This is a genomic window from Lacrimispora brassicae (assembly GCF_054772055.1).
This window is the reverse complement of record NZ_BRYH01000008.1, coordinates 138815-162271: the sequence shown is the minus strand read 5'-3', so window position 1 is coordinate 162271 and position 23457 is coordinate 138815. Positions and strand designations below refer to the sequence as shown.

Sequence of the window (23457 nt, the reverse complement as noted above, 5' to 3'; positions counted from 1 at the left end):
CTGATTCTCAAACCAAAGGAAATTAGAAAACAATTGATTGATACTCTATTAAAAAGCAATATTTATGCCAACTTTTTAATAATTTTTAAAGTCGGAGTAAAAGGATTATAAACATTGTATAAAATAAAACCCGTTGGGGATTTGAAAATATACAAAATAGAGGTGTTATTGTTGCAAAACAAAAAGCGATGCAACAAATGCAGCGTATTGCATCGCTTTTGCATCATAAGATAACTAGATCTGATATTTCTGCAGTTTACGCCACAGGGTAGTACGGTCCATGCCAAGCATCTTTGCTGCCCGTGTTCTGTTGCCGCCGCATTGCTTTAAGGCAAGACGCAGCTTCTCAGGTTCACTGAGTGAGTCTCCCTCCGGTAGGAAGCTGCCGGAACCCGGAAGGGAAACAGAAGCTGCTTCCAGATCCTGAGGATAGAGAGCCTCCTGCAGATTCTTTTTGCTGATAAAACTTCCCGTCTTTAAGACACTGGCACGTTCCGCTATATTTTTCAGTTCCCGGATATTTCCGGTGAACGGATACTGGCGAAGGAGGGGCAGGGCATTGGGATCCAGTTTTGGGAGCGGAGTCCGGGTTTCCTGGCTCTGAACTTCCAATAGATGAAGGAACAGAAGTTCTGCATCATTTTCCCGGCTGCGAAGAGGAGGAAGGAACAGCCGGAGCACATCCAGACGGTACATCAGATCTCTTCGGAACTCGCCTTGCTGGGAAAGTTGGAGTATGCTTTTATTGGTTGCGGAAATGATGCGCACATTGACAGCAATAACCTTGTTATCGCCAACCCGCCTCACCTGCCTCTCCTGGAGGACTCTCAGCAGTTTGCTCTGGGTAGACAGAGAGATTTCACCGATTTCATCAAGAAACAGGGTGCCTCCGTGGGCCTGTTCAAAAAGCCCCATTTTACCGCCTTTGCTGGTTCCGGTAAAAGCACCCTCCACATAGCCGAACAACTCACTTTCCAGAAGATTTTCCGGAAGTGCTGCGCAATTAATGGCTACAAACGGACCGTTTTTCCGGTTGCTGCTGTTGTGAATGCTCTGGGCAAACAGCTCTTTGCCCGTACCGGTCTCGCCTACAATAATTACATTGGAATCAGACGCAGCATAGCGTCTGGCTGTCTCAATGGTATTGTCAATGATACTGCTTTGATGGATGATATCCTGAAAGGTATATTTTGCCTGAAGCCCCCGTTCACTCAGCTTCCGCCGGATCTGGCTTTCCAAATCCTGGATCATGGTAATGTCAGTAAGATTAATGATGACTCCTGAAATCTCTTTATTGGCAATTACCGGCGTGCAGCTTACAGAAACCGTGGTTTTGGTTCCTGGAATCGTAAGGATTCTTCCTGTCTCCTGCTGACCGCTGGCAATCACAGAGCGGAAAATTTTATAAAGATATGGAAGCGCCTGCTTTAATGGACGGTTCATCAGGCTGACGTCTCCGTTCATCTGGCGGATGGCATGGTTGCGGACCTGAATCCTTCCTGCTGTATCCACATAAAGTAAACCATCCTTGGAGGAATAGATAATCGTTTTATACATCTGGGAAGTAATCCGTTCATGGCGGATCCGGTCCACCGTATTGATTGCTTCATCAATTGCCTGAAGAAGCGTATCTTCCCCGGTCCTGATTATGACGGAAGACAGCCCGTACTGACGGGCCAGAATATTAGCGGAATATCCGCCAATCAAAGCATCACAGCCTGCAGCCAGTGCCTTTTCCAGAGTTTTCGGCAAATCTTCGTGATGGACAGGAGCATAGATTTCTGCACTGATATGGAAAAACTGACAGATATTCTTTACTTCATACATCTGTCCGCTAAACCCACAGACAGCGATCTTTTTGGGATGATATGCTTCGCAGCATTCAGAAATTGCCCTTACCACATCATACCCTGAGATGGACAGCCCTATGGTGGGAATCTGTGTATACATGGATGACGTTTTCCGGGCAGTATACCCTCTGGCTATAATAGCATCATACTCATCTGTGGGAACATCAGGTGTTTCTTCAACCGTCATGACCTGGATATTCGCATTGAGACGATTCTTTTCCGTATGATGAGAAAGGACATGTTCAACTTTTTCTTTTAATTCAGGATATGGAACAATAAATAAAAGACGAATCATAAGATACCTCCTGGTATGGGTAAGAAAGGCTATTAGTGATGCAGAATGCGTTGCATTGCTACAATTGTACAACATTGCAACATTTGTGGTCAATACTGCATAGAACCCTTGATTCATATTTCTTTAAGTATAACAGGCGAGTAATATGATGAGTCTGGGAGATTAGTCAAGAATATGGAAAGCTTTGAATATAAAAAATGAATATTATGATAAATTGGCATGAAAATTGCTGTATAATATATACAAACGAAGGAAAATCAAAGAAAGGGAGGATGACTATGGCTGTATTTGGATGCATTGCCGATGATTTTACCGGCGCCAGTGATGCGGCTTCGTTTCTGGTAAAGGGAGGAATGAGTATTCAGCTTTATAATGGGATTCCGGATAACCATGTGCCGGAAATAGATACGGTTGAATCATCTGTCATTCATTTGGCCGAAGTTCAGGCAATCGTCATCGCATTAAAATCCAGGACCCAGGAAACAGACCGGGCTGTGGCAGACAGCCTTAAGGCCGCCCGCTTTCTGCTATCTCAGGGCGTGGAACAAATTTATTTTAAATACTGTTCTACTTTTGATTCCACACCAAAAGGCAATATCGGCCCGGTAGCAGATGCTTTCATAGACCTTTTGAAGGCTCCTTATACACTGCTGTGCCCTGCTCTTCCAGTTAACGGAAGAACGGTAGAACATGGAAACCTTATGGTAAATGGAGTTTTTCTTCATGAAAGCCATATGAAAAACCACCCTCTTACTCCCATGTGGGACAGCAGGATCCACAAGCTAATGGAACCCCAGAGCCGGTATCCATGCCGTAATCTGGCATTGGAAGAATGGAAGGATTTTTTACTGGAAGCTTTGCCTGAGAAACCGTTTTATCTCATTCCTGACTATAAAAATACAGAGGATGGGGAAAAGATTGCCGCTGCATTTGGACAGCTTCCTCTTTTAACAGGGGGAAGCGGACTTTTGGAGCCCCTGGCGCGAGTCTGGACAAGGAAGCTTTCCGCAAAAGGAAGAATTCCGGAAAGCGGTACAAAAGGTAAGGCCCTTCTGTTAGCAGGAAGCTGCTCCAAAGCAACACTGGAACAGATTGCATGGTATCAGGGTCAGGGAAACCCCTGTTATAAGCTTGATCCGAAAGAAATGATGGAAGGCCGGCAGACAGCAGAGGAAGTCTGGAAGTTTGTAGAGGCACATAGCAGCGAATCAGATACTGTTCTGGTATACAGTTCTGATACCCCGGAAAAGGTGAAAGAATTCCAGAAGCTTGGAAAGGAAAAAGTAGCGGATATGCTGGAAGGTGCAACCGCTGCATTGGCAGTCCATGCATTAAAATCCGGGTATACCAGAATCATTTCCGCCGGAGGAGAAACCTCGGGTGCTGTTACAAAAGGGCTGGGATTTTCTTCCTACTGGATCGGAGAAAGTGTCGCTCCCGGAGTACCGGTTATGGTTCCTGTGGAAAAGCCCAATGTTCGTCTGATTCTTAAAAGCGGAAACTTTGGGCAGGAAGATTTTTTTGGACGGGCTTTGGCTATGACATTAAAGTAAAATCAGGAAGTGATACGTGGATTCACTTCAGACTTGGAGGAAAAGATGGACTCTGTTTTAGAAGAAAAATTAAAAGCAGCAGTATGGACGGCTCACAGCTTGTTTGACCGGGGAAAAGCCACCGGTTCTTCCGCAAATATGAGCTTCCGCCATAATAATCAGATTTATATCAGTGCCAGCGGCTCTTGTTTTGGAACCATGAAAGAAGAGGATTTTACAACCATTGACCCGGACGGAACGTTTGGACCCTCCAAAAAACCAAGTAAGGAATGGCCCCTTCATTTGGCACTTTATGAAAAATCAACGGCAATAGAAGCAGTCATCCATACCCATAGTACTTACTCTGTGCTTTGGAGTTTTGTCCCTTCCTCTTCAGAGCATGACTGCATCCCGGACCATACTCCGTACCTGAAGATGAAACTTGGTTCTGTAGGCCTGATTCCTTATGAAAAGCCAGGCTCTGAGGCACTTTTTTCTATATTTCGGGAACGGGTAAATGCAAGTGACGGCTTCCTGCTGAAAAATCATGGCCCGGTGGTTCCGGGCAAGACGGTAATGGATGCCTTCTACTGTCTGGAAGAACTGGAGGAAACTGCGCGTATTGCCTGGGAATTATATAAGGCCGGGCTGAAATAGAAGGTACATCACCACAGTTTCCTTTATTAAAACCATAATAAAAAATCACAACGGCCTCTAACAAACCGTTGTGATTTTTTAATACCCCAATTCCTCATTTACGATAATTACCTTGATCCGATCCTTCACAAATTGTCCTGCGATCAAAACAAAATCATTGCAGATCCTCTCCTTGTGTCTGCAGTCAATGCAGCGGTCAAGAGCCGTACAGGGAGTTGCCTTATTAAGCCGCTTTGCATCCAGGGGAGCCGCAATCTGCCTGGCTCTCTTCACTGCCGCCTCTGCATCTTCTGTTATTTTATTCGTCCCCACAACAACAATCACCTGCTTTGGTCCATACAGCATGGGGGCGACCCGGCTCCCATTGCCGTCAATGTTAAAAATCTTTCCGTCCATGGTGACTGCATTCGCTCCGGTAACAAACGTGTCTGCAGAAAAATTTTTTAAGTAAATCTCCCGTTTTTCTTCCCGGGTAAGGGCCGGATCAAATTTATCCAGAAAGTTAATCTCCCTTTCCCTTAAATCATCAAATACTCCCGTCTGCTCAAGGGTAACCGAATCCCCGCAGCCTACGGTGGTTCCATCTGCTATAAACGTCCTCAAAAGCCTCAGAAGCTCTTTCTTATCCCTGACATGGAAACCAGCCATGTTATTCTGATGAAGGCTTTTTATCAATGACGGAATGTCCACTCCTTTTTGGGGCAAATAAAGACTCATAAATTTTTCCTCCAAAGTTAAAAATAAGGATCCCTGACAAAATAATGGTCCCGCCAGTCAGGGTTGCCTTGTCCGGAACCTCATTTACCATGAGAAAACCGAAAATGCTTGTTAAAAAGGGGGTCACAAACATATAATTGCTGACCTGTGACGTCTGCTTCGCCTTTGCAAATGCTTTTGACCAGGATACATAGGCGATAGCGCTGGAGCCTATGCCCAGGGTCACGACATAGAATATCTGAATTCCAGGGGCATGAAGCGCCTCATTTACAGATGACGGAAGAAATATGGCAAGAAACAGCGTGCCAAAGAAAATGCTGAAGGCACTGGACTGGAGCGCCTGATAGGTTTTCGTCAGTTTTCTCTGCAAAAGGTTGTAAATGCTGACCAGCAAAGCTGCCAGGAACAGCCAGAACAGACCGGGGTTAATAGAAAATATCCCGTTCATCAACGCCAGAACCAATACGCCGGCAAACTGGATCCCAATGGCTGCCCACTGGAAGCCCAGCAACCTTTCCCCGTAAATGAAACGGGCAAGAAGCGCGGTTATGACCGGAACCGTGGCAAGCACAACGCTGCCGGTGGAAGCCGTTACCATTCCCTGCCCTTTGTTAAAAGCAATCATGTACAGGAAAAAACCGGTTGCCCCGGAAACCATGAACCACAAAACATCCCTTTTCCCCGGCAGCTTCATCTTTGTAAAGACGGCCACTGCCAACAGTGCCAGGGAGGCCACCCCATACCGGAGAAATCCCAGGGAAAAGGGGGAAAAATACCCAAGCGCCAGCTTTGTGAACACATAGGCCAGTGACCAGAAAACAATGGTTGTGGCCGCATAAGGGTGAAAGCTATCTTTCCATTTCATATTTGTACCTGCCTTTTAGCTGTTTATTACGGTTGTCTTCCTGCTTCCCTATAATTTACCATGGAAATACCTTAAAGAAAAGAAAGAAATGTAACAAAGGTTGTGGAAACAAGGCGCAAAAATACAGCACAAAAGAGAAACTGGCAGGAAAAGCTCCAGGCATCAAAACGCTGCGGAAAGGATTTATCCGAAACAATCCTTTCCGCAGCACTTTAATACTCAGAGTCTTACAACAACAGAGAAAACGGAAAGACCAGAACCAGCGCCGGAAGAATGTTAAGCACCCTGGTCTTCTTAATATTGGAAATCTTAAGCCCCACGGCAAGGGTGATGATCCCGCCGCAGGCCTTGAAATTTGCCAGCATGATATCTGTCACCATGGGAAGGATAAAGGCTGCCCCGTAAAACAGCAAGGTCCCTATCATAAGCTGGGGAACCGCAATAAATCCCACCAGATACCCGGCGGTTGTGCCGAAGATCATGGCCGTAAAGAAATCCATGACAGACTTTGCATAAAGAATGGAGTGATCCCCTGTCATACCGGAATTCATAGCTCCAAATATTCCCGTCCCGCTGAAACAAAACAGAATAATCAGGCTGATAAGAACGTCAAGCTGGTCCTCGTTTAATTGGACCGGAAGTCTGGTCTCCAGCCTCCGAAGCCCCGCCAGCAGACGCTCTTCCAGACTCAGAAGTTCACCGATAACCGTTCCAATAATCACGGCAAGAACCACCGCTGTCAGACTTTCCAGCCGGATGATCAGATAAATACCCATGGTGATGGCCGACAGCCCGAATATATTGGGAAGTGCTTCCGTTAGCTTTTGCGGAAAATGGTTCTTTAAAAAGGCTCCCAGGATCCCTCCCAGAAAAACAACAATGCAATTAATTATGACTCCCTGCGGCATATCTTTTGTCTCCTTTAACAATTCATTCTGATGGTACTATGTTTCTGTGTATTTTAGAAAACAGTTCCAGAAATTCTTTTCTTTTTTCTTGTGCAATGCCTTCAAAAGTCTCTTCTTCCAGCTTAAGAAAGACTTCATGTACCCTTTGTTCCAGTTTTTGCCCCTTTCCAGTCATAAACACATGATAGGAACGCATGTTTCCGTTCATCCGTTTTCTTTCAATAAGGCCCTTTGCTTCCATCCCGTTCAATACGCTTGTAATCGTCGCCGCTTCAATATAACAGGCCGCTGCGATCTCCTTCTGAGTTGCCCCATCGTGGTCTCTTAAATAATCCAGAACCTTGGGCTGACCCGGCGTCAATTCCGTATCCTTCAGGATCTCCATAAGCCTCCTCTGATAAATCGCCTGATTTGCCATCAGCAGATAGTGAAATGTCATGATACTATCATCCTTTGAATAGTTAGATTTCTAACTATTATATTTCTAATCTTTTTTTCTGTCAATCTGATTTTAGCAAACCCAGCTTCAAAGACAACAATACCAGGAAAAACGTGCTTTCCTGGTATTGCCAATATAAAACTTTATTTCATTTTTCTACCCACTGACTCAAATTCCTGATAAATCTCTTTGGAAGGCGGAGAGGTAACCAGTGATACGATGACGATTGCTGCACATGCTGTGGTAAAGGCCGGAAGCAATTCATAGATATTCCATATGCCGCCCAATGGACGTACAGCATATTTCCAGATAAACACCATAATGCCTCCTGATACCATACCGGCAATGGCGCCCCATAAATTGCTCCGCTTCCAGAACAGGGCAAAAAGCATCACCGGTCCAAAGGAGGCACCAAATCCCGCCCATGCAAAGGATACTATGGTGAACACCGAGCTGTCAGGATCCCAGGCCAGGATCATACCCACCAGTGCAACTCCAATAACCGTAAACCTTGCAGCCACCATAGAGGCCTTTGTACTCATCTTAATCTTTAAAAAGTCCTGCATAAGATTCTGGGATACACCGGAAGCGGCAGTCAGAAGCTGGGAATCTGCCGTTGACATGGTACATGCCAGAATTCCCGCCAGAACCACACCGGCAACAATGGCTAATAAAAATCCGCTTTTCCCTAAAAGATCTGCAAGCCTGATGATAACGGTTTCTGCCTCAGACCCGGTGGACAGCATGGGAATATGGCCTGCAACTGAAACACTGTATCCGATGATTCCAGTGAGCACCGCAACAAACATGGAAATAACCACCCATACAGTAGCAATCCGGCGTGAAGTCTTAAGCTTATCTTCATCATTGATAGCCATAAACCGCAGCAGGATATGGGGCATCCCGAAATAACCCAGTCCCCAGGCCAGAGTGGAAATAATGGAAAGAATTCCGTAGGGAGAGGCGCTGTCATTTGACAAGTCGTGAACCTGGACCATGCTTAAGTATCCCTCAAGAGACCGGGCATTCTCCATAACATTGTTCCAGCCGCCGGATACCAGTATTCCGAAAAAAACAATGATAACCAGTGCAATGCTCATGACAATACTTTGGATTAAGTCTGTGGTCGACACAGCCATAAATCCGCCCATCACGGTATAGCCCACAATTACGGCCGCACCTGCAATCATGGCTCCATGATAATCAATCTGAAACAGGCTGTTAAACAGCGTGCCTATTGCCTTGAATCCGGATGCGGTATAAGGAATGAAAAAGATCAGAATAATGACAGCAGAAATGCACATCAAAATGTTTTTTTCATCCCGGTAACGTCTTGAAAAAAAGTCCGGAATGGTAATGGAATTGCACACAACCGAATATCGGCGAAGGCGTTTTGCAACAAGCAGCCAGTTTAAATAGGTACCCACAGCCAGACCAATGGCGGTCCAGCCTGCATCTGCGATTCCCGTTAAATAAGCAACTCCGGGAAGTCCCATAAGCAGCCAACTGCTCATATCGGAGGCTTCTGCACTCATGGCAGTAACCAGCGGCCCCAGCTTCCTCCCTCCCAAGTAGAACTCGTCGGCAGAATCACCGCCCCCCTTTTTGCTGTAATAAAATCCTATGTAGACCATACTGACCAGATAAATGATGATGGATAATAAAATCCCAACCTGCCCTATGCTCATAACTTACCTCCTGTTGTCAAAATGTTCAGACGGCCTTTTACATAAACCAAAAGGCCATAATGGGGGTATTATAGCATGGGGGGAAATAGAACGCAACGCAGAACGAAGTATAGACTATATACTAGACGTTTTATATTAAATATGCAAAAACTCTTTATTTTATAATGATTTTATACGATACGATATTTTATAATAAATATAAGACAATCCTTGTTTCCGGTCATGATTCCGGTAGAAAACCGCTTAAAAATGAAGGAAGGACAGATGCACTGTACTGGCAGAGCGAATATTCACCGCCGCATAAACACCAGTCATACATGAGAGACCTCTCACACAAAGCATAAAGCTTAACCATTTCACTCACACTGAAACGGGTACCTATCTGCCCTTTTTCCCGTCCCTGTGCAATAATCTTTCGAAGAAGCTTATAATAAATCCTGTTATGGTCCAGGAGATGTTTCTCCCCGCTGGTGATAAGCTGGGTAGAAAGAAGCCTTGCCAGCAGATCAATGGAAATGCTGTTCTCAATCATACCAAACAGCTCGCTGTTGAGCAGCAGCAGCTTTTCCATTGCCGGTAATTCTGGTTCAATGGTATTGGTCAGCTCTTCATATTTATCGTCAAACAGGACGCTTAAGGTGCTCAGCAGCGCATCCTTACCATCAAAATAATGATAAAAAGATCCTTTGGAAGTCTGGGAGAGTTCAATGATTTCTTCTACTGTAGTATCCTCATATCCCTGTTCATAGAATAATTTCCAGGCCGCATTCACGATCTTCCCCCTGGTATTCCGAATATTCTTTTTTGCCATGCCCGGCCCTCCTTGCATTCAAACATTTTAATCTTTGCTTTTTTAGCAAGTATACCACAGGATAGGAGATGCTGTCCATTTCTCTATGACAGCTTAAAGCTCATCTGACTTGAAAAAAGTCTTATTCAGGCTCCAGCCAAAAGCCTGCTTTCTGACCTGTAAAATTCCCGGTACCTGCTGTTTTTCTTTATCAGTTCTTCATGGCTGTCTGAAGCTGCAGCTCATTCTCAAGGTCAACCCTTGTGGTGGCCACATCAAGATCACACATAGAGCGTCATTTGTTGGCTGGCAAGCCGGCAAATGACGCTCTTAAGTCTTTTGAATTTTTATAGATGAAAGGAGGCAAACTACTTTACAATGTCAGAATATCAATTATAAATCAGGCAAATTGCTGACTACCCGTAATGCCGAATACTTGGGAAAAGAATAATCTCTCCTGCCCCTACCATCCAAAATATTCCCTTACATTTTTATAACATATTGATTCGATCATCTCTTTTATATATAATTCATCAGAGAAATATTCCCCTCGCTCCACCAGCTCTCCTAAATAACTGCAAAGAACTCTCCTGTAAAGCTCATGGCGGGGATAGCTTAAAAAGCTCCTGGAATCTGTCAGCATACCTACCGATAAACTGACCGGATAAAGATTCCCTGCCGCATAGAACTGGCGCTCAATCCCATAGGACTGATCATTAAACCACCACGGAGCGCCCAACTGTACCTTTCCCTTTACCGTACCATCGCAAAATCCAGCGGCCAGAATGGCAAAGGACTCCACCTGTGACGCATGAAGTGGATAAAGGATTGTCTTTGGCAGCTCATCCAGTTCCGTTAAACGGTTAAGAATCGCCCCTACAGATCTGACAGAAGTGGTATCATCCACACAGTCAAAGCCGGTGGACTGTCCGATTTCTTTCACCTTTTTTTGATTGGCATCCAGGTAGGTCCCAATATGGAGCTGCATAACAAATCCATACTTTTTATAAAGCTTTGCCATCTCAATGACAAATGCAGACTTATACTGGTTTTTTTCTTTTGGTGACAGCTCTTTCTGCCGCACCGCTTTATCAAAAGCCGATTCTACCTCTTCCATCGTGTAATCACACCATGTAATATCCGCCATACCGTTATCGCTCACTCTGGTCCCAAATTCCGCGAAGAAAGACAGACGCTGTTCCAGAGCATTCATCATGGAGGAAAAGCTTGTTATCTCCTGTTCTGCTGCCTGAGAAAGCTTTCCCATATAGTTCGAAAAGGAGGACCATTCGCAGTAAAATGCCTGATCCGGCCGAAAGGCTGTGAGGACCCTGGTCTTAATAGCCGGATCCCCCTTCATCCGGATATGATATTCCAGAGTATCCACAGGGTCCTCCGTAGTGCTGACAATCTCTACCTTTGACTGTTCCATACACCATCTTGGCGTCATATGGCGTCCTTTGATCAATTCCTTCGTTTTCTTATAGATCTCTTCCGCATTATCCGGCCCCAAAGGCTTTTCTATGTCAAAATAACGTTTCAGCTCCAAAGCACACCAGATGTAAACAGGATTCCCCATCAGCCTCGGCAGAATCTCTGCAAATTTTAAGTATTTCTCGTAATAACCGGCGCCTCCGGTGATGTAATATTCATCGATCCCAAAAGTCCTCATGGCTCTCCATTTATAATGGTCGTGGGCAAGCCACATTTCACCTAAGTCTTCAAATTCTTCATTTTCATAAATCTCCCTGGCAACCAGATGACAATGGTAATCAATGATGGGCAGGTGTTTGGCATAGGTGTGATAGAAATAACTTCCCGTCTGATTCGTTAAAAGCAGTTCCTCCGAAAATTGATGGTTCACCGTGCTACCCCTTTCTTTGTTTGCCTCATTAGAATCCGATTAAAGCGCCGCCGTCTACAGGAAGGCAGGAGCCTGATATATAACCTGCCGCATCACTGGATAAGAATACAGCAGCCATACCGATATCCATAGCGTCACCTACTTTATTCATGGGAATCCTTCCAAGAATCTTATTGCGTCTTATTTCATCCTGATCCGTTGCCTTGTGATACATGGGCGTATCGATCCAGCCCGGAGCTATGGCATTTACCCGGATTCCGTAAGAGCCGCCTTCTGCTGCCAGCGTGTGTACCAGGCCAAGATATCCTGCCTTGGCTGTTGCATAGCCTGCCACCTGGGGTTGCCCGATAAAGCTGGTCATACTGGCCTGGAAGAGGATACTGCCTTTTTTTTGTTCTTTCATATGAGGGAATAATGCCTTTGTCAGGGCAAATGCGCCTACCAGGTGGACATTCAGCACGCTCACATAATCTTCTACCGTCATTTCCTCAATAAACTTCTTACAGTGGTTTCCTGCATTATTCACCAAAATGGACACAGACCCATGTTCTGCAATAATACGATCCACCATTTCCTGGGTATGGTCCGTATCCGTGATATTAAAATGATAGAAAACAGCCTTTTCCCCAAACTCTTTTAAGGCTTCCTGTCCCTGTTCCCCGCTTTCAAAGCTTAAGACAACCACCTTCGCTCCGGCGCCCACCATACATCTGGTAATCGCAAGCCCCAGTCCGGTAGAGCCCCCTGTTACAACAGCGGTCTGACCTTCCAGAGAAAAATATTTACCTGTATCAAACATGGCTCATGCCTCCTCGCATTTTTTTACAACCTCTGTGTTCTGGTATTTATAAGGGATGAAATATTCCTTATGTCCCAGTGCCTCACTCTTGCTTTGTTTTCCTGCTGCCACATCCACAACCATTTCAAGCAGCTTCTGTGCCATCTCCTCCAGGGAACATCTGCCTGCCAGAACAGGACCGGCATCAAAATCCATATCCTCTTCCATTGCCCAATAGGTGGCCGAGTTTCCCGTCACCTTGATGCAGGGAGATATGGCTGAACCCACCACGCTCCCCCTCCCTGTAACTAAAAATACCACATGACAGCCGCAGGCGATTAAATCCATCAAACCTTCATTGTCATTTGGGTTTGTGATCCCAAACTGCATCCAGTAGGGATCCGGTGTGGAGTCTAAAAGCCACAGCCCCCTGCCAGGCGGAACCTTTCCCACCTTTAGGACGCCCTGGATGGCCTTGCTTCCACTCTTTACAACAGCACCCATGCTCTTTTCCTCAATGGTAGAAAGCCCTCCGGCAAAGTTTCCGGGACTAACAGAATACTGTCTCACGGATTTGCAATACTCCAGAGCCTTATCATAGGTGTCGGAGATCTCCTCCGCAGCTTTTTTATCTGCTGCACGTTCCAGCAAAAGCTCTTTTAAACCTATGGCCTCCACGATTTCCTCAAAAACAGCGGTTCCTCCGGCTTCAATAAGGCGGTCGTTGAAACGTCCTACCACTACATTGCCGGCCAGACCACTGGTATAATCGGAGCCGCCGCATTCTGCGCCTATGATTAAGTCCTTCAGGCCCATGGGCGCCCGTTTGGTCTTCTTTAAGGCCTCCTGCATCTCACGAACAAGCTGCACACCCTTTTCAATGGTTTTTCTGGTACCGCCTTCTTTCTGGATGAACATCCAGGCGGCTTCCTTTCCTTCTTTTTTTGCAATATCAGCCAGCCATTCCGGCTGAACGTATTCACAGCCTAAGCCTACCGGCAGTACGGCACCTACATTGGGATGGCGGATCAAGGAAATCAAAAGGCGCACTGCATATTCATTATCTGTACATCCTGAAAATCCCACTACCTCTGTTTCCGGGTCATTGATCTTATGCACGATTTCCTTAGCCACAAAGGAGGCACACTCTACCGTATAGATGACCAGGACCTTGTTTCGAATTCCCATAGTACCGTTTTTCCGCACATAACCCTGCCAACTGCATTCCAGCTTTTCACCTGACATCTGATCCCTCCTACTCATACTTTGTATCCTTCGGTGCACCGGTTAACACATCCAAATGACTGGACCGCTGGTCATATACGCTGTGAATATTATGGAGATGTACCCATTCTCCGGCTTTAATGGCCTGAGTAGCTTTGCCGATCCGAATCCCGTATTTCTTTATATCTTCTCCGGCTTTTATATCCTTAAGAGATATTTTGTGCCCCTTGGGCACATCGGTTACTGCGGGTATCTCACCCATAGGGGTATCGCCCAGCAGGCTCACGATTCCCGGAAGGATGTCCTCCAGTGCCGTTGCCACATTATCCGTTTCCACGATTTGGAATGCCTTCTGTTCTTTTTCCATAGTGACCTCCGGTTCTATAGAATCCCAAATTTAGCAAAAGCAGCGGTTGCGCTCATGCCGCCTTCAATTGCTTTCCTTACCACCTTTTCACCTGCCGCTTTTTCCAGCGCTTTCTCAAGGACCTCATCCGCCACATCTTTTGGAATGATCAGAACGCCGTCCACATCACCGAATACTAAGTCTCCGTCATGAATGGTCACCTGGCCAATTTCAATGTCACAGCGGTAATCTACCACCTGGGTCCGGACGCTGGAATCCTGGGCATAACAGCCGTTTGAAAATACCGGCCAGTTCTGTTCCAGCACCTGGGGGGTATCCCTGTGCCAGCCGTTTACCACGGCGCCCACGGCTTTTCTGGTGCGGGCGGTTGCTGTCAGAAGCTCTCCCCAATAGGCGCAGCGCTTGCTTCCTCCTGTGGCCAGATAAATCTCATTTTCCTCAAGCTGATCCAGGGCTTCTGTTAAATAGCCGAACGGTTTTTTCTGAGGACCGAACACATCGATCATAAGCACTGGCATAGCCTTACCTGCCAGTTTCATATCGTCCCTTAAGGGACGGATATCCTGAGGCAGAAACTGGTGGTAATATCCCATCCCATCTAAAATATCACCCACTACAGGCGTGTATAATCGTTCTTTCATCAGCGCAAACTTCTCATTCTCATCATTCCATAATTTCATAATCGCTTCTCCTTTATCTGCTTAATATCCAAATGCCAGCGCTCCCCCATCTACTGCAAAATCCTGGCCTGTAATATACTCAGAGCCATCTGACACAAGAAATTTCGCCATCTCTCCAATGTCCCTGGGATCACCGAACTGATGGACCGGCATTCTGGATAAGATTTTCTGTTTCCGTTCTTCATCCATGACATTCCGGCTCATTTCCGAGGGAAACCAGCCTGGGGCAATGGAATTAACATTGACCCTGTCACCGGCCCATTCAACTGCCAGCCCCCTTGTCATGGAAAGCACAGCGCCCTTGCTGGAACAGTACGGCACTACTTCCGAAAATCCCAGGTGGGCAGCCATGGAAGTGATATTGACGATCCTGCCTTTGTGAAGAGATTTTCTTAAATAGGGAAAACACAGGCAGGACAGCTTAAATACACTGTTTACATTAACCTGATGGATCCGCTCAAAGTCGGAATCCAGAAAATTTTCCGCCCGGCATTTCACGGTAATTCCGGCATTATTGATCAAAAAATCCATCCCGTGTTCCACACCTATCTTATTTACCAGCTCTGAAAGCGCCTCATAGTCGCAGACATCTGTTGCTATATGGATGACGCCGGGATGGCCTTTTTCTCCCTGGATTTTAGATTTCCCGCTTCTGCTGACGGCATAAACCAGAGCCCCTGCTTCTGCAAGCACATTCGCTGTTGCAAATCCGATTCCGCTGGATCCGCCTGTTACGATCCCGGTTTTTCCTGTTAAATTCATGCTTCCAATACCTCCGTCCGGTGAGAAACGGAAAGCTTCTCAATTAATTCCCAGTCAAGTTCAGCGCCTACGCCAGGACCTTCCGGGACCTTGATCATACCCTGTTCATCAATGGGCAGCAGACCTTTCATCGGGAAAGAGAAGTCCTCCTCCGGAACAAAGTATTCGAAATATTTGCAGTTTCGGATGGCACAGGAAACATGTAAGTTCACCAGATCCATATAATTCATAGTTGTTGTATGTATCTCGCACTGCATACCAAAGCTTTCCGCCAGATGAGCGATCTTTAGGGTTCCGGTGATACCGCACTTCCAGGACACATCTGCTCTGACGATATCGGCCGCTTTCTGATTGATCACCTGGGCCACGCCCCAATGACAGCCGCGGGTCGTCTCTGTAGCCGCAACAGGAAGATCAAGGGCAGCACATAAACGGGAATACTTATCCAGCTCAAAATCCCGGAAAGGCTCCTCCAGCCACTCATAATTAAGCTTCTCCAAATGCCGCCCCACCTTGATCGCCTCCTCCAGAGTGTACTCTGCCACCGGATCACTCATGAGCTTCATATCAGGCCCGACGGCATTTCGAATGTTCTCATGGATTTTCATATCCAGTTCATAAGGCCCCGACGGATGAGCCTTATAGCAGTTGATCCCTTTGGACTGGTAATGCAGTGCTTCTCTTACATATTCCTCCGGATCCTCATGGAACAGGCCGCTGGCATAAACAGGAAGCTGAGTTCTGTATGCTCCGATATATTTATACAACGGCAATCCTGCCGCCTTTGCGCAAATATCCCAAAGGGCCACATCCACCGGCCCCGGAAGGTAGACCGGGAAAAAGGTGAGGTGACGGTCTATGTTCCACAGCTCATGCCATATCTTTTCCCTGTCATAAGGGGATTGCCCTAATACAACCGGTGCAATATTATCATGAAGATAGCTTTCCGTAACCTGGCCGGAACGGGCCGCAAGGGCTGTTGCTATTCCTTCTATTCCTGTGTCCGTGGTCAGCTTTAGGACAACCACGTCCCAATCCATATTGCTTTTGCCTTTTCTCTTCTGGTCAAACAGGCATTTATCCCTCTTGACCCACCATGTTTCAAACTTTATGATTTTCATAAGCTGTCCTTATCCTTTCACTGCTCCTGCCATAATTCCTTTGATGAAATACTTCTGCATGGACAGAAAGATGATCAGGACAGGAATTAATGACAGAATGATCGTGGCCGTTAATGTACCGTACTGCCAGGAAGCGGCCTCATCCCTTAGAAATGTGATTCCCACAGCCAGAGTCTGGGATCTTGCTGTTGTGCACAGGGTCCTTGCATATGTAAACTCGCCCCACACAGTAATAAATGTCATGATGATCACGGTGGCAATACCGGGCTTTACAATCGGCAGCATTACCCTGGTAAAGGTTTGCCAATGGGTCGCGCCGTCAATTCTGGCAGCCTCCATCATCTCATTTGGTACACCATTGAACTGTCCCCGCATGATAAACACGGACATGGGCAGGTTCGTAGCAGTATAGGGAAGAATCAACCCCAGTCTGGTATCGATTAAATCAAACCGTGACTGCATGATGTAGATGGGAATCAGGTAAATTACATAGGGAAGAGTGATGATCAGCAATACAAATCCCAGAAAAAAGTCCCGTCCCCAGTACTGGAACTTGGAAAAGGAATATCCCAGGGTCGATGCCAGCAATACATTTAGAAAAACGCTCCAAAAGGATACGATCACAGAATTTGAAAAATATTTAAAGAAATTCCCCAGCTTCGTGAATATTCCCGTATAATGTCCTATATAAAATTCCTTAGGCAACAAGGTCAGTGCTGCCGAATAAATCTCTTCATCCGGCTTTATTGAAGTAAGAAATGTCCATAAAAACGGAATGATAAAAATAAATGAGATGGTAAATAACAAAACAAATACAGCGATATCACTTACGCCCTTCTTCACGTTCATGCTTTCACCTCTCTTTTCTTTGATCTTTTCCCTTTTACTTCATCCACATCCTTATCCCTGTTTAAATACATGTTAAGGGCTGACAGAAGCAGGATGATAGCTCCCATAAAATATGCAATTGCCGAAGCGTAACCCATTTCATAGTATTTAAACGCATTCATCCAGGTATATTGGTAAAGCACCAGAGTAGCCGTACCCGGACCGCCGTTGGTCATGACAAAGGGCTGCTCAAACACCTTTACAGACTGAATGATCGCCCATAATCCACAGATAACATAGCTTTCCTTTAAATTGGGCAAAATGATCAGGAAAATCCTCTGGTATGCATTGGCGCCGTCGATCTTTGCTGATTCAATGATATCCCCCGGAATTGCGGCAAGACCTGCCATAAAGAATATTACAAGCATGCCCATGTTTTTCCAAAGACTGACTACGACAATGGAGACCATGGCCCATTTCCCTTCTCCCAGCCAGTTATGGGCAAGGAAATCCAGCTTAAACACATCCCTTAGTACGGTGTTTAAAAGCCCGTACTGGTTATTTAAAATCCACTGGAAGATAATACCGGTGAGTGATAACGGAACTATCATGGAGAGAAAGATGCAGGTTCTGAAAACCCCGGCTCCCCTGACTCCCTTGTCTAAGAGCATGGCAATAATCAGAGAAAAAATCATGAGGGAGGGGAAAAACAAAGAAGAAAATACTGCTGTATTCCTAAGGGAATCCATAAAATAAGCATCTGAAAACATCTTAGCAAAATTAGACAGACCCCAAAAAACCGGATTTTTGTCAAATGCAAAATTATATTTTGTAAAACTTAAATAAAATGACCGTATGAGGGGATATCCCATATATATGGCTGCAAACAGAATACCGGGAGCCGCAAACGCATAACCAGGTATCATCTTTTTTAATCTTAAGCCAAAACTTTTTTTATGCCCCATATTTTACTCCTCTATTTATATTTAATAGGAAAGCCGGTGCAATGGCTGCAAAGGCAATTGAACCGGCTCTTATCCGTTTCTTATTACTTCTTCATTCCTGACTCTAAGTCAATCGTAGTCATAAACTTACTCATATTAGCAGAAAATTCATCTGCTGTGGAGCCTCCGGTCAGCATTTTCTGAAGTTCAATCTGCATATTGGTATCCAGCTTCGTATAATCCTTGTACAGAGGCGGAGTAGATGCTTTTTCTGTAAACTCCATAACGTCAGGCCAGTATGGATTCTTTAAGTCCTCATAGTGTGCCTTTAGGGGTGACATTTTTCCATAGGCGCCCATAGAATCCATCTGGAACTGTGCCTGAAGCAGCTTATCCTTGATAAACTTTATTGCAAGCTCCTGTTTATCGGAAGCTTTTGGAATTACCGCACCATGAATATAAGAAATGGATCCATTGGTATCTGTTCCGGGTATGGGCATGATGCCTACATTATCCGCACCTAAAATCTCACCAGCCTCGATCCAGCGGGAAGCCGGAGCAATATGCATGGCAACATGGCCTGCTTTGAAATTCGTCCTGTTGGCCTCTGCGTCTGCGAATACATCGGTGGTGGTATAGCCGTCCTTTACCAAACTCTGCCATACAGAAAGCATGCCCTTCACCGGTTCTGCAGTGAAATTCAGTGTCTTTCCATCGGACTCATACAGATTTCCATTGACTCCCATGACACAGGCGTCATAGGCTTTTACTGCCATATTATTGCCCCAGTCGATGGCAAGGCCTGTCTGACCACTTTTTGTTAAGTTCTTTGCATATTCATACATGTCATCCCAGGACTTTGCTGGAATGATCTTGCCGTCTGCATCTACATATCCGGCCTCTTTCATCATGGGAATATTGACAACACAGCCCAGAACTTCGCCTAACAGGGGAATCATGTACTGTACACCGTCTGCATTTCCGCTTTCTAAGAAAGCACCGATAAACTTATCTCTGGTATAATCTCCGTTAAAGAAATTTTCATCCGTAAATTCTACTACGTAATCGTTGGCCGCATAGGGAACTGTCTCTGAGCGGTCACCGCCGAGGGCTAAATCACAGGTTGTCTTGCCCTGGGACCATTCCAACATACTGGTCGTAACGTCCACGTTATCTACCTGACTGTATACCACCTTGACCCCCGGATTTTCGGCTTCAAATTCTTTTGCAATTCGTTCAAAATCATATTTGCCCATCATCCATGCCTGAACGGTCACCCGCAATGTCTGATCCCCGCTTTCAGATGATTGCTGTGCCACCGTGTCTTTCGCAGTCACTGCTTCCGTTTTCTTACTGTCAGTGGAAGGTGCCCCACACCCCCACAGCATTGATGCTGCCATAGTACCTGCCAGCATAACTGACCATAACTTCTTTGATCTCATAAAAAACCTCCTATAATATAGCTTTGAAGAAACGTTTCCCTTGCTTCATGTTCTGATGCTACCACGTTTATACGTAACTGTCAATATTTTTTCAGGAAAACATTTCCCCATTTTGTTTTATTCATACAAAAAGCAGCCCTTCAAGCTGCTTTTTGTAGGTAATATATTCGCGAATCATCCCTTATTTCATCATATGTGTCAGCATTTTTCCAGATCCCAGACGGGGTTTAAAACGATACAAACATTGTGAAACGTTACCCTTTTATCTCTTTTTCCAATTTTTCTGCAAGTGCTCCTATGACAGTTATACTTTTTCCAGATACTGATGAAGAAAGTTAAATCCCCATCCGGCGCCTTCCCTGGGCCTGGCATAGCCATTGTCAATGACCATCTTATTATCAATGATCCCGTCGATCCAGTCAAAGGATTCCGCACCGTAAGGATTCCTTACGGTTGCAAGCAGCGGTACGTCGTAATCCTTGTAGTAGTGAGGCAGCACTGGAATATGAAATGCATTTGCCAGTGCTGCCGAGCGGATCCACTCCTCTACGCCTCCCAGTCTGATGATGTCTGGCTGCCATAAATCCAGAGCTCTTCTCATGATCAGTTCCCGCAGGGCAACCGTATTGTATTCCCGCTCTCCCATTGCCAGGGAAACCCTGGTCTTTGTACGGATGGTGGCATACCCCTCAAAGTCTGTATTAACAACAGGTTCCTCAAACCAGTGGATATTCAGATGATCTACCGAATTTGCCAGTTTTACTGCCGATGGGACATCCATTCCCTGGTTGGCATCCATCATGATCTTTAAGTCATTGCCCACTGCTTCTCTTACCTTTGTCAGCCGCTCGATATCCCGGTTCATTTCCGGAGATCCGACTTTGATCTTCACAGCCTGGAAACCTCTCCTTTTGTAATCAACCACTTCTTCCACAAGTTCCTTTTCGGAATAAGAGATCCAGCCACCGCTGCCGTATACCGGAATCTTTCTTGTATGGCAGCCCAGCAGCTTCCAGATGGGCTGCTTTAAAGTCCTGGCGTAAGCATCCCAAAGGGCGATATTCAGCACGGCCAGAGCCCACCTCTGCAGTCCCGTGATTCCAAAATACTCTGATTCGGTTTCATAATCGTGCTGAATATCCTGGGTTTGAAAAATACTGTAATCCCTGCTCTCAATAAACTTTTTAATATCCTTCAGTGCACCTTCGATCCCATTGGGCGAGTAATGAAACGACAACAAATATCCCTGACCGATTACCCCATCCATACTTTCTATCTCCACCACATAGAATGCAATTTCTGATATATTATGTGTTGCATCCGCAATGGGTTTTGAGATTTCTGATAAGGCTTTATAAATCCTCATCTCCCTGATTTTCATGTCATTTACCTCCTTGTTGTATCTGATATATTTATTTACAACATTATCACCATGTGATATATCTGTCAACAAAATATATTCATATACTTTCAAACCAATTGAATTTAATTCCCATCTGATATATAATAGCTTTATCAGCACCGTTTATCCGTGATATATCTAAAAATACAAGCTCTAGGAGGCAATCATGATTTTCAAAAATGCATCCCCCAATCGTACCCTGTCTCAAACCGAACTGGCTTACAATTATCTTTTAGATAAAATCCTCTCCTGCCAGTATCTTCCCGGACAGGATATTTCCGAAAAAATGCTGAATGAGGAACTGTCTTTCGGAAGAACCCCCATTCGCGAAGCGCTGGTGGCTTTAAAAAGCCAGAATCTGATTATGGTATACCCCAGAAAAGGGATGCGGGTCCGCCCCTTTACCCAGGAATATATTAATGAGATATATCAGATTCGGAAAATTATGGAACCTGCCATCATCACACAGTTCAAAGGAGCTTATTCCAAAAACACTATTTTAGAGTTCCAGAACCAGCTTCAAAACAGTTCCCAATTAGATGACATTGAGTTTTATAAAAAAGACATTCAATTCCATATGTACTTCATCGAAAGGACGAAAAATGAATCACTCATTGCTTTTTATGAAAATATTATGATCGAGACCTATCGCCTGGCCGTGTTTGCTGCAATCCATCACTGCTCCTGCCGTGAAGATAACCTTCCCCAGCATCAACAGATCATCGAGGCATTGATGACAGAAAACGACCAACAGATTGCCATGGCAGTAAACAGGCATATCAATCACTCCCTCATCACATTGTCAAAGGCCCTTGAGGGCATACCGGATGAGACATTTCAGGAACAGAATATAGCAAACTCTTAACAAAAAAAGAAGATGGTTTCCAGGCGCCGCCGGATAACCATCTTCCATGTATTTCTACAATCTTAAATACTGCATATCCTCTATATTCTTCCAATAATAATTCACATTGCTTTTAAAAATAAGGACGATTTCCACCTTGCGAACCCTGTCTTTCGGTTCCATATCCTTAAGCAGATACTCGCAGAGCATCTTCATTGCCAGGTACGCCTGTTTATAGGGATCCTTAAAAACCAGATTCGTGAACGTACCGTCTTTTAAAGCCGCGACATTTTCATCAAACACATCGTTTGCAATTACCGGAAGCTTTCCTGCCATGCCGCTGGATTTAAGAGCCCTGTACAAAACTGCACTTCCTCTGGCAAATACACAGCATACTGCATCCGGCGGATTCTTTTTCAGAGTCTGCATAATACTTTCGTCCAGCCGGTCCGATTCGTAATAGCCAAATAAATCCTCTATGGCATATTCCGCCTGGGTCTGCCTGATATACTCGTGAAATCCCTTTGCAACCAGATAGTGAGAATCCTTATACTGGTCTCCTGCCATCAGAAGAATGCGGCTTTTTTCTTTCAGAATATTGCATATCTGCTCTGCCATAATCTGGCCTGCCGCATAATAATCTCCGACTACAGTACCCAGCCTGCCGCATTCATCGTTATCGCCGGTAACGAACACAACACATACGCCCTTATCAGTGAATTGTCTGATAGCATAAATTCCTGCCTCATCTCTGGGAGGTGCAGTCAGCAGACCATCCAGCTTATCACTGCCCTCACACTCTTTTTCCAACTGCCTGAGTGTTTCGGTAAGATTTCCTTTTTTATATGGAACTTCAAGAACCTGAATGTTCAAGTCCCCCCACTCCGCCATATACTTCCTATAGCCCTGCCAGATATAACTGTAGAAATACTTGCTGTCCTCATCCAGTTCGGGAAGGCAAACTGCGATTTTAATATTTTTCCGCTTAAGAAAAGAGGCCATGGCATTTAATTTATATCCATTGGCATCGGCGTAATCCATTATTTTTTTCCTGGTAGCCTCGCTGACTCCCGGCTTCCCGGCAATTGCCTTATGTATCGTGTTAAGCGATACTCCAAAGTGCCTGGCCATATCCTTCATCGTAATCTGTGATCTCATTGCTTCACCCCGTTTTTCTACAGTCTAAAACCTGCAACCTGATATATTATATATTAAACAATCTATCCACAATTATCAATCACATTTTCCATTATGCTCATCCTGACCTGCTCTGTTTTTATTTGGGACACAAAAAACAAAGCTGTCCGTTTTCAAGCGGGACAGCTCAGACTGTAAACAAGGTATCGTCAACCAGTGGTCGAAGTAATTCAACAGTTTCTTTTACAGGCATGGATTTTGCATTCTTGTACCATTCCCTTAGAAATGCCAACGTTGCTGAAATAATAAATTCAAAAATGAAT

Annotated in this window: 22 protein-coding genes; 3 read left to right on the top strand and 19 right to left on the bottom strand. The window is 45.2% G+C overall.

Features of this window, described 5'->3' with window-relative positions:
* Window positions 1-234 precede the first annotated feature (234 nt).
* Window positions 235-2145: a sigma 54-interacting transcriptional regulator gene (locus tag ACYVD3_RS05530; protein ID WP_460641513.1), complete on the bottom strand. Its 1911-nt coding sequence runs from the start codon at window positions 2143-2145 to the stop codon at window positions 235-237.
* A 278-nt stretch (window positions 2146-2423) separates the two neighbouring features.
* Between ACYVD3_RS05530 and otnK the strand changes: the two genes are divergently transcribed.
* Window positions 2424-3698: a 3-oxo-tetronate kinase gene (otnK, locus tag ACYVD3_RS05525; protein WP_460641512.1), complete on the top strand. Its 1275-nt coding sequence runs from the start codon at window positions 2424-2426 to the stop codon at window positions 3696-3698.
* 45 nt (window positions 3699-3743) lie between these two features.
* A complete protein-coding gene (locus tag ACYVD3_RS05520) occupies window positions 3744-4334 on the top strand; it encodes a class II aldolase/adducin family protein (protein WP_460641511.1) in 591 nt (196 codons plus the stop codon).
* A 78-nt stretch (window positions 4335-4412) separates the two neighbouring features.
* Here the strand turns inward: ACYVD3_RS05520 and ACYVD3_RS05515 are convergent, their stop codons facing one another.
* From ACYVD3_RS05515 to ACYVD3_RS05435, 17 genes are all read right to left on the bottom strand, one after another.
* A complete protein-coding gene (locus ACYVD3_RS05515; protein WP_460641510.1) occupies window positions 4413-5051 on the bottom strand; it encodes a lactate utilization protein in 639 nt (212 codons plus the stop codon).
* Window positions 4984-5916 carry a DMT family transporter gene (locus ACYVD3_RS05510; RefSeq protein ID WP_460641509.1) on the bottom strand — a complete coding sequence of 311 codons (933 nt, stop codon included), beginning with the start codon at window positions 5914-5916 and terminating at the stop codon, window positions 4984-4986. The genes ACYVD3_RS05515 and ACYVD3_RS05510 overlap by 68 nt, the downstream gene beginning before the upstream one ends.
* A 227-nt stretch (window positions 5917-6143) precedes the next feature.
* Window positions 6144-6824 (bottom strand): DUF554 domain-containing protein, encoded by a 681-nt coding sequence (locus ACYVD3_RS05505; protein WP_460641508.1) that lies wholly within the window; start codon window positions 6822-6824, stop codon window positions 6144-6146.
* A 22-nt stretch (window positions 6825-6846) separates the two neighbouring features.
* The gene (locus tag ACYVD3_RS05500; protein ID WP_460641507.1) at window positions 6847-7263 is read right to left on the bottom strand and encodes a MarR family winged helix-turn-helix transcriptional regulator; all 417 of its coding nucleotides are present in this window, start codon (window positions 7261-7263) and stop codon (window positions 6847-6849) included.
* Between the two features lie 143 nt (window positions 7264-7406).
* Window positions 7407-8951, bottom strand: a complete 1545-nt coding sequence (locus ACYVD3_RS05495; protein WP_460641506.1) for a sodium/proline symporter — start codon at window positions 8949-8951, stop codon at window positions 7407-7409.
* 220 nt (window positions 8952-9171) lie between these two features.
* Window positions 9172-9762, bottom strand: a complete 591-nt coding sequence (locus ACYVD3_RS05490; protein ID WP_460641505.1) for a TetR/AcrR family transcriptional regulator — start codon at window positions 9760-9762, stop codon at window positions 9172-9174.
* A gap of 442 nt (window positions 9763-10204) precedes the next feature.
* Entirely contained in the window at window positions 10205-11605 is a 1401-nt protein-coding gene (gene uxaC / locus ACYVD3_RS05485) for a glucuronate isomerase (RefSeq protein ID WP_460641504.1), read from the bottom strand.
* 28 nt (window positions 11606-11633) lie between these two features.
* Window positions 11634-12404: an SDR family NAD(P)-dependent oxidoreductase gene (locus ACYVD3_RS05480; RefSeq protein WP_460641503.1), complete on the bottom strand. Its 771-nt coding sequence runs from the start codon at window positions 12402-12404 to the stop codon at window positions 11634-11636.
* Between the two features lie 3 nt (window positions 12405-12407).
* Window positions 12408-13628, bottom strand: coding sequence for a UxaA family hydrolase (locus ACYVD3_RS05475; protein ID WP_460641502.1), 1221 nt, complete (start codon window positions 13626-13628; stop codon window positions 12408-12410).
* Between the two features lie 10 nt (window positions 13629-13638).
* Window positions 13639-13974: a UxaA family hydrolase gene (locus tag ACYVD3_RS05470; RefSeq protein ID WP_460641501.1), complete on the bottom strand. Its 336-nt coding sequence runs from the start codon at window positions 13972-13974 to the stop codon at window positions 13639-13641.
* A gap of 14 nt (window positions 13975-13988) precedes the next feature.
* Complete coding sequence (locus tag ACYVD3_RS05465; RefSeq protein WP_460641500.1) at window positions 13989-14654, bottom strand: RraA family protein; 666 nt, start codon at window positions 14652-14654, stop codon at window positions 13989-13991.
* A gap of 21 nt (window positions 14655-14675) precedes the next feature.
* Window positions 14676-15416, bottom strand: a complete 741-nt coding sequence (locus ACYVD3_RS05460; RefSeq protein ID WP_460641499.1) for an SDR family NAD(P)-dependent oxidoreductase — start codon at window positions 15414-15416, stop codon at window positions 14676-14678.
* Entirely contained in the window at window positions 15413-16537 is a 1125-nt protein-coding gene (locus tag ACYVD3_RS05455) for an enolase C-terminal domain-like protein (RefSeq protein ID WP_460641498.1), read from the bottom strand. Before ACYVD3_RS05455 ends, ACYVD3_RS05460 begins: the two co-directional genes overlap by 4 nt.
* A gap of 9 nt (window positions 16538-16546) precedes the next feature.
* Window positions 16547-17386, bottom strand: coding sequence for a carbohydrate ABC transporter permease (locus ACYVD3_RS05450; protein WP_460641497.1), 840 nt, complete (start codon window positions 17384-17386; stop codon window positions 16547-16549).
* On the bottom strand, window positions 17383-18330 hold the full coding sequence (locus ACYVD3_RS05445; RefSeq protein ID WP_460641496.1) for a carbohydrate ABC transporter permease: 948 nt from the start codon (window positions 18328-18330) through the stop codon (window positions 17383-17385). The genes ACYVD3_RS05450 and ACYVD3_RS05445 overlap by 4 nt, the downstream gene beginning before the upstream one ends.
* Window positions 18331-18413: 83 nt before the next feature.
* Entirely contained in the window at window positions 18414-19751 is a 1338-nt protein-coding gene (locus ACYVD3_RS05440) for an ABC transporter substrate-binding protein (protein ID WP_460641495.1), read from the bottom strand.
* A gap of 304 nt (window positions 19752-20055) precedes the next feature.
* A complete protein-coding gene (locus ACYVD3_RS05435) occupies window positions 20056-21132 on the bottom strand; it encodes a mandelate racemase/muconate lactonizing enzyme family protein (protein WP_460641494.1) in 1077 nt (358 codons plus the stop codon).
* 187 nt (window positions 21133-21319) lie between these two features.
* Between ACYVD3_RS05435 and ACYVD3_RS05430 the strand changes: the two genes are divergently transcribed.
* Window positions 21320-22018 (top strand): GntR family transcriptional regulator, encoded by a 699-nt coding sequence (locus tag ACYVD3_RS05430; protein WP_460641493.1) that lies wholly within the window; start codon window positions 21320-21322, stop codon window positions 22016-22018.
* A gap of 54 nt (window positions 22019-22072) precedes the next feature.
* On the opposite strand, the gene ACYVD3_RS05425 is transcribed toward ACYVD3_RS05430, so the two are convergent.
* Window positions 22073-23155: a substrate-binding domain-containing protein gene (locus ACYVD3_RS05425; RefSeq protein WP_460641492.1), complete on the bottom strand. Its 1083-nt coding sequence runs from the start codon at window positions 23153-23155 to the stop codon at window positions 22073-22075.
* Window positions 23156-23457: the final 302 nt, after the last annotated feature.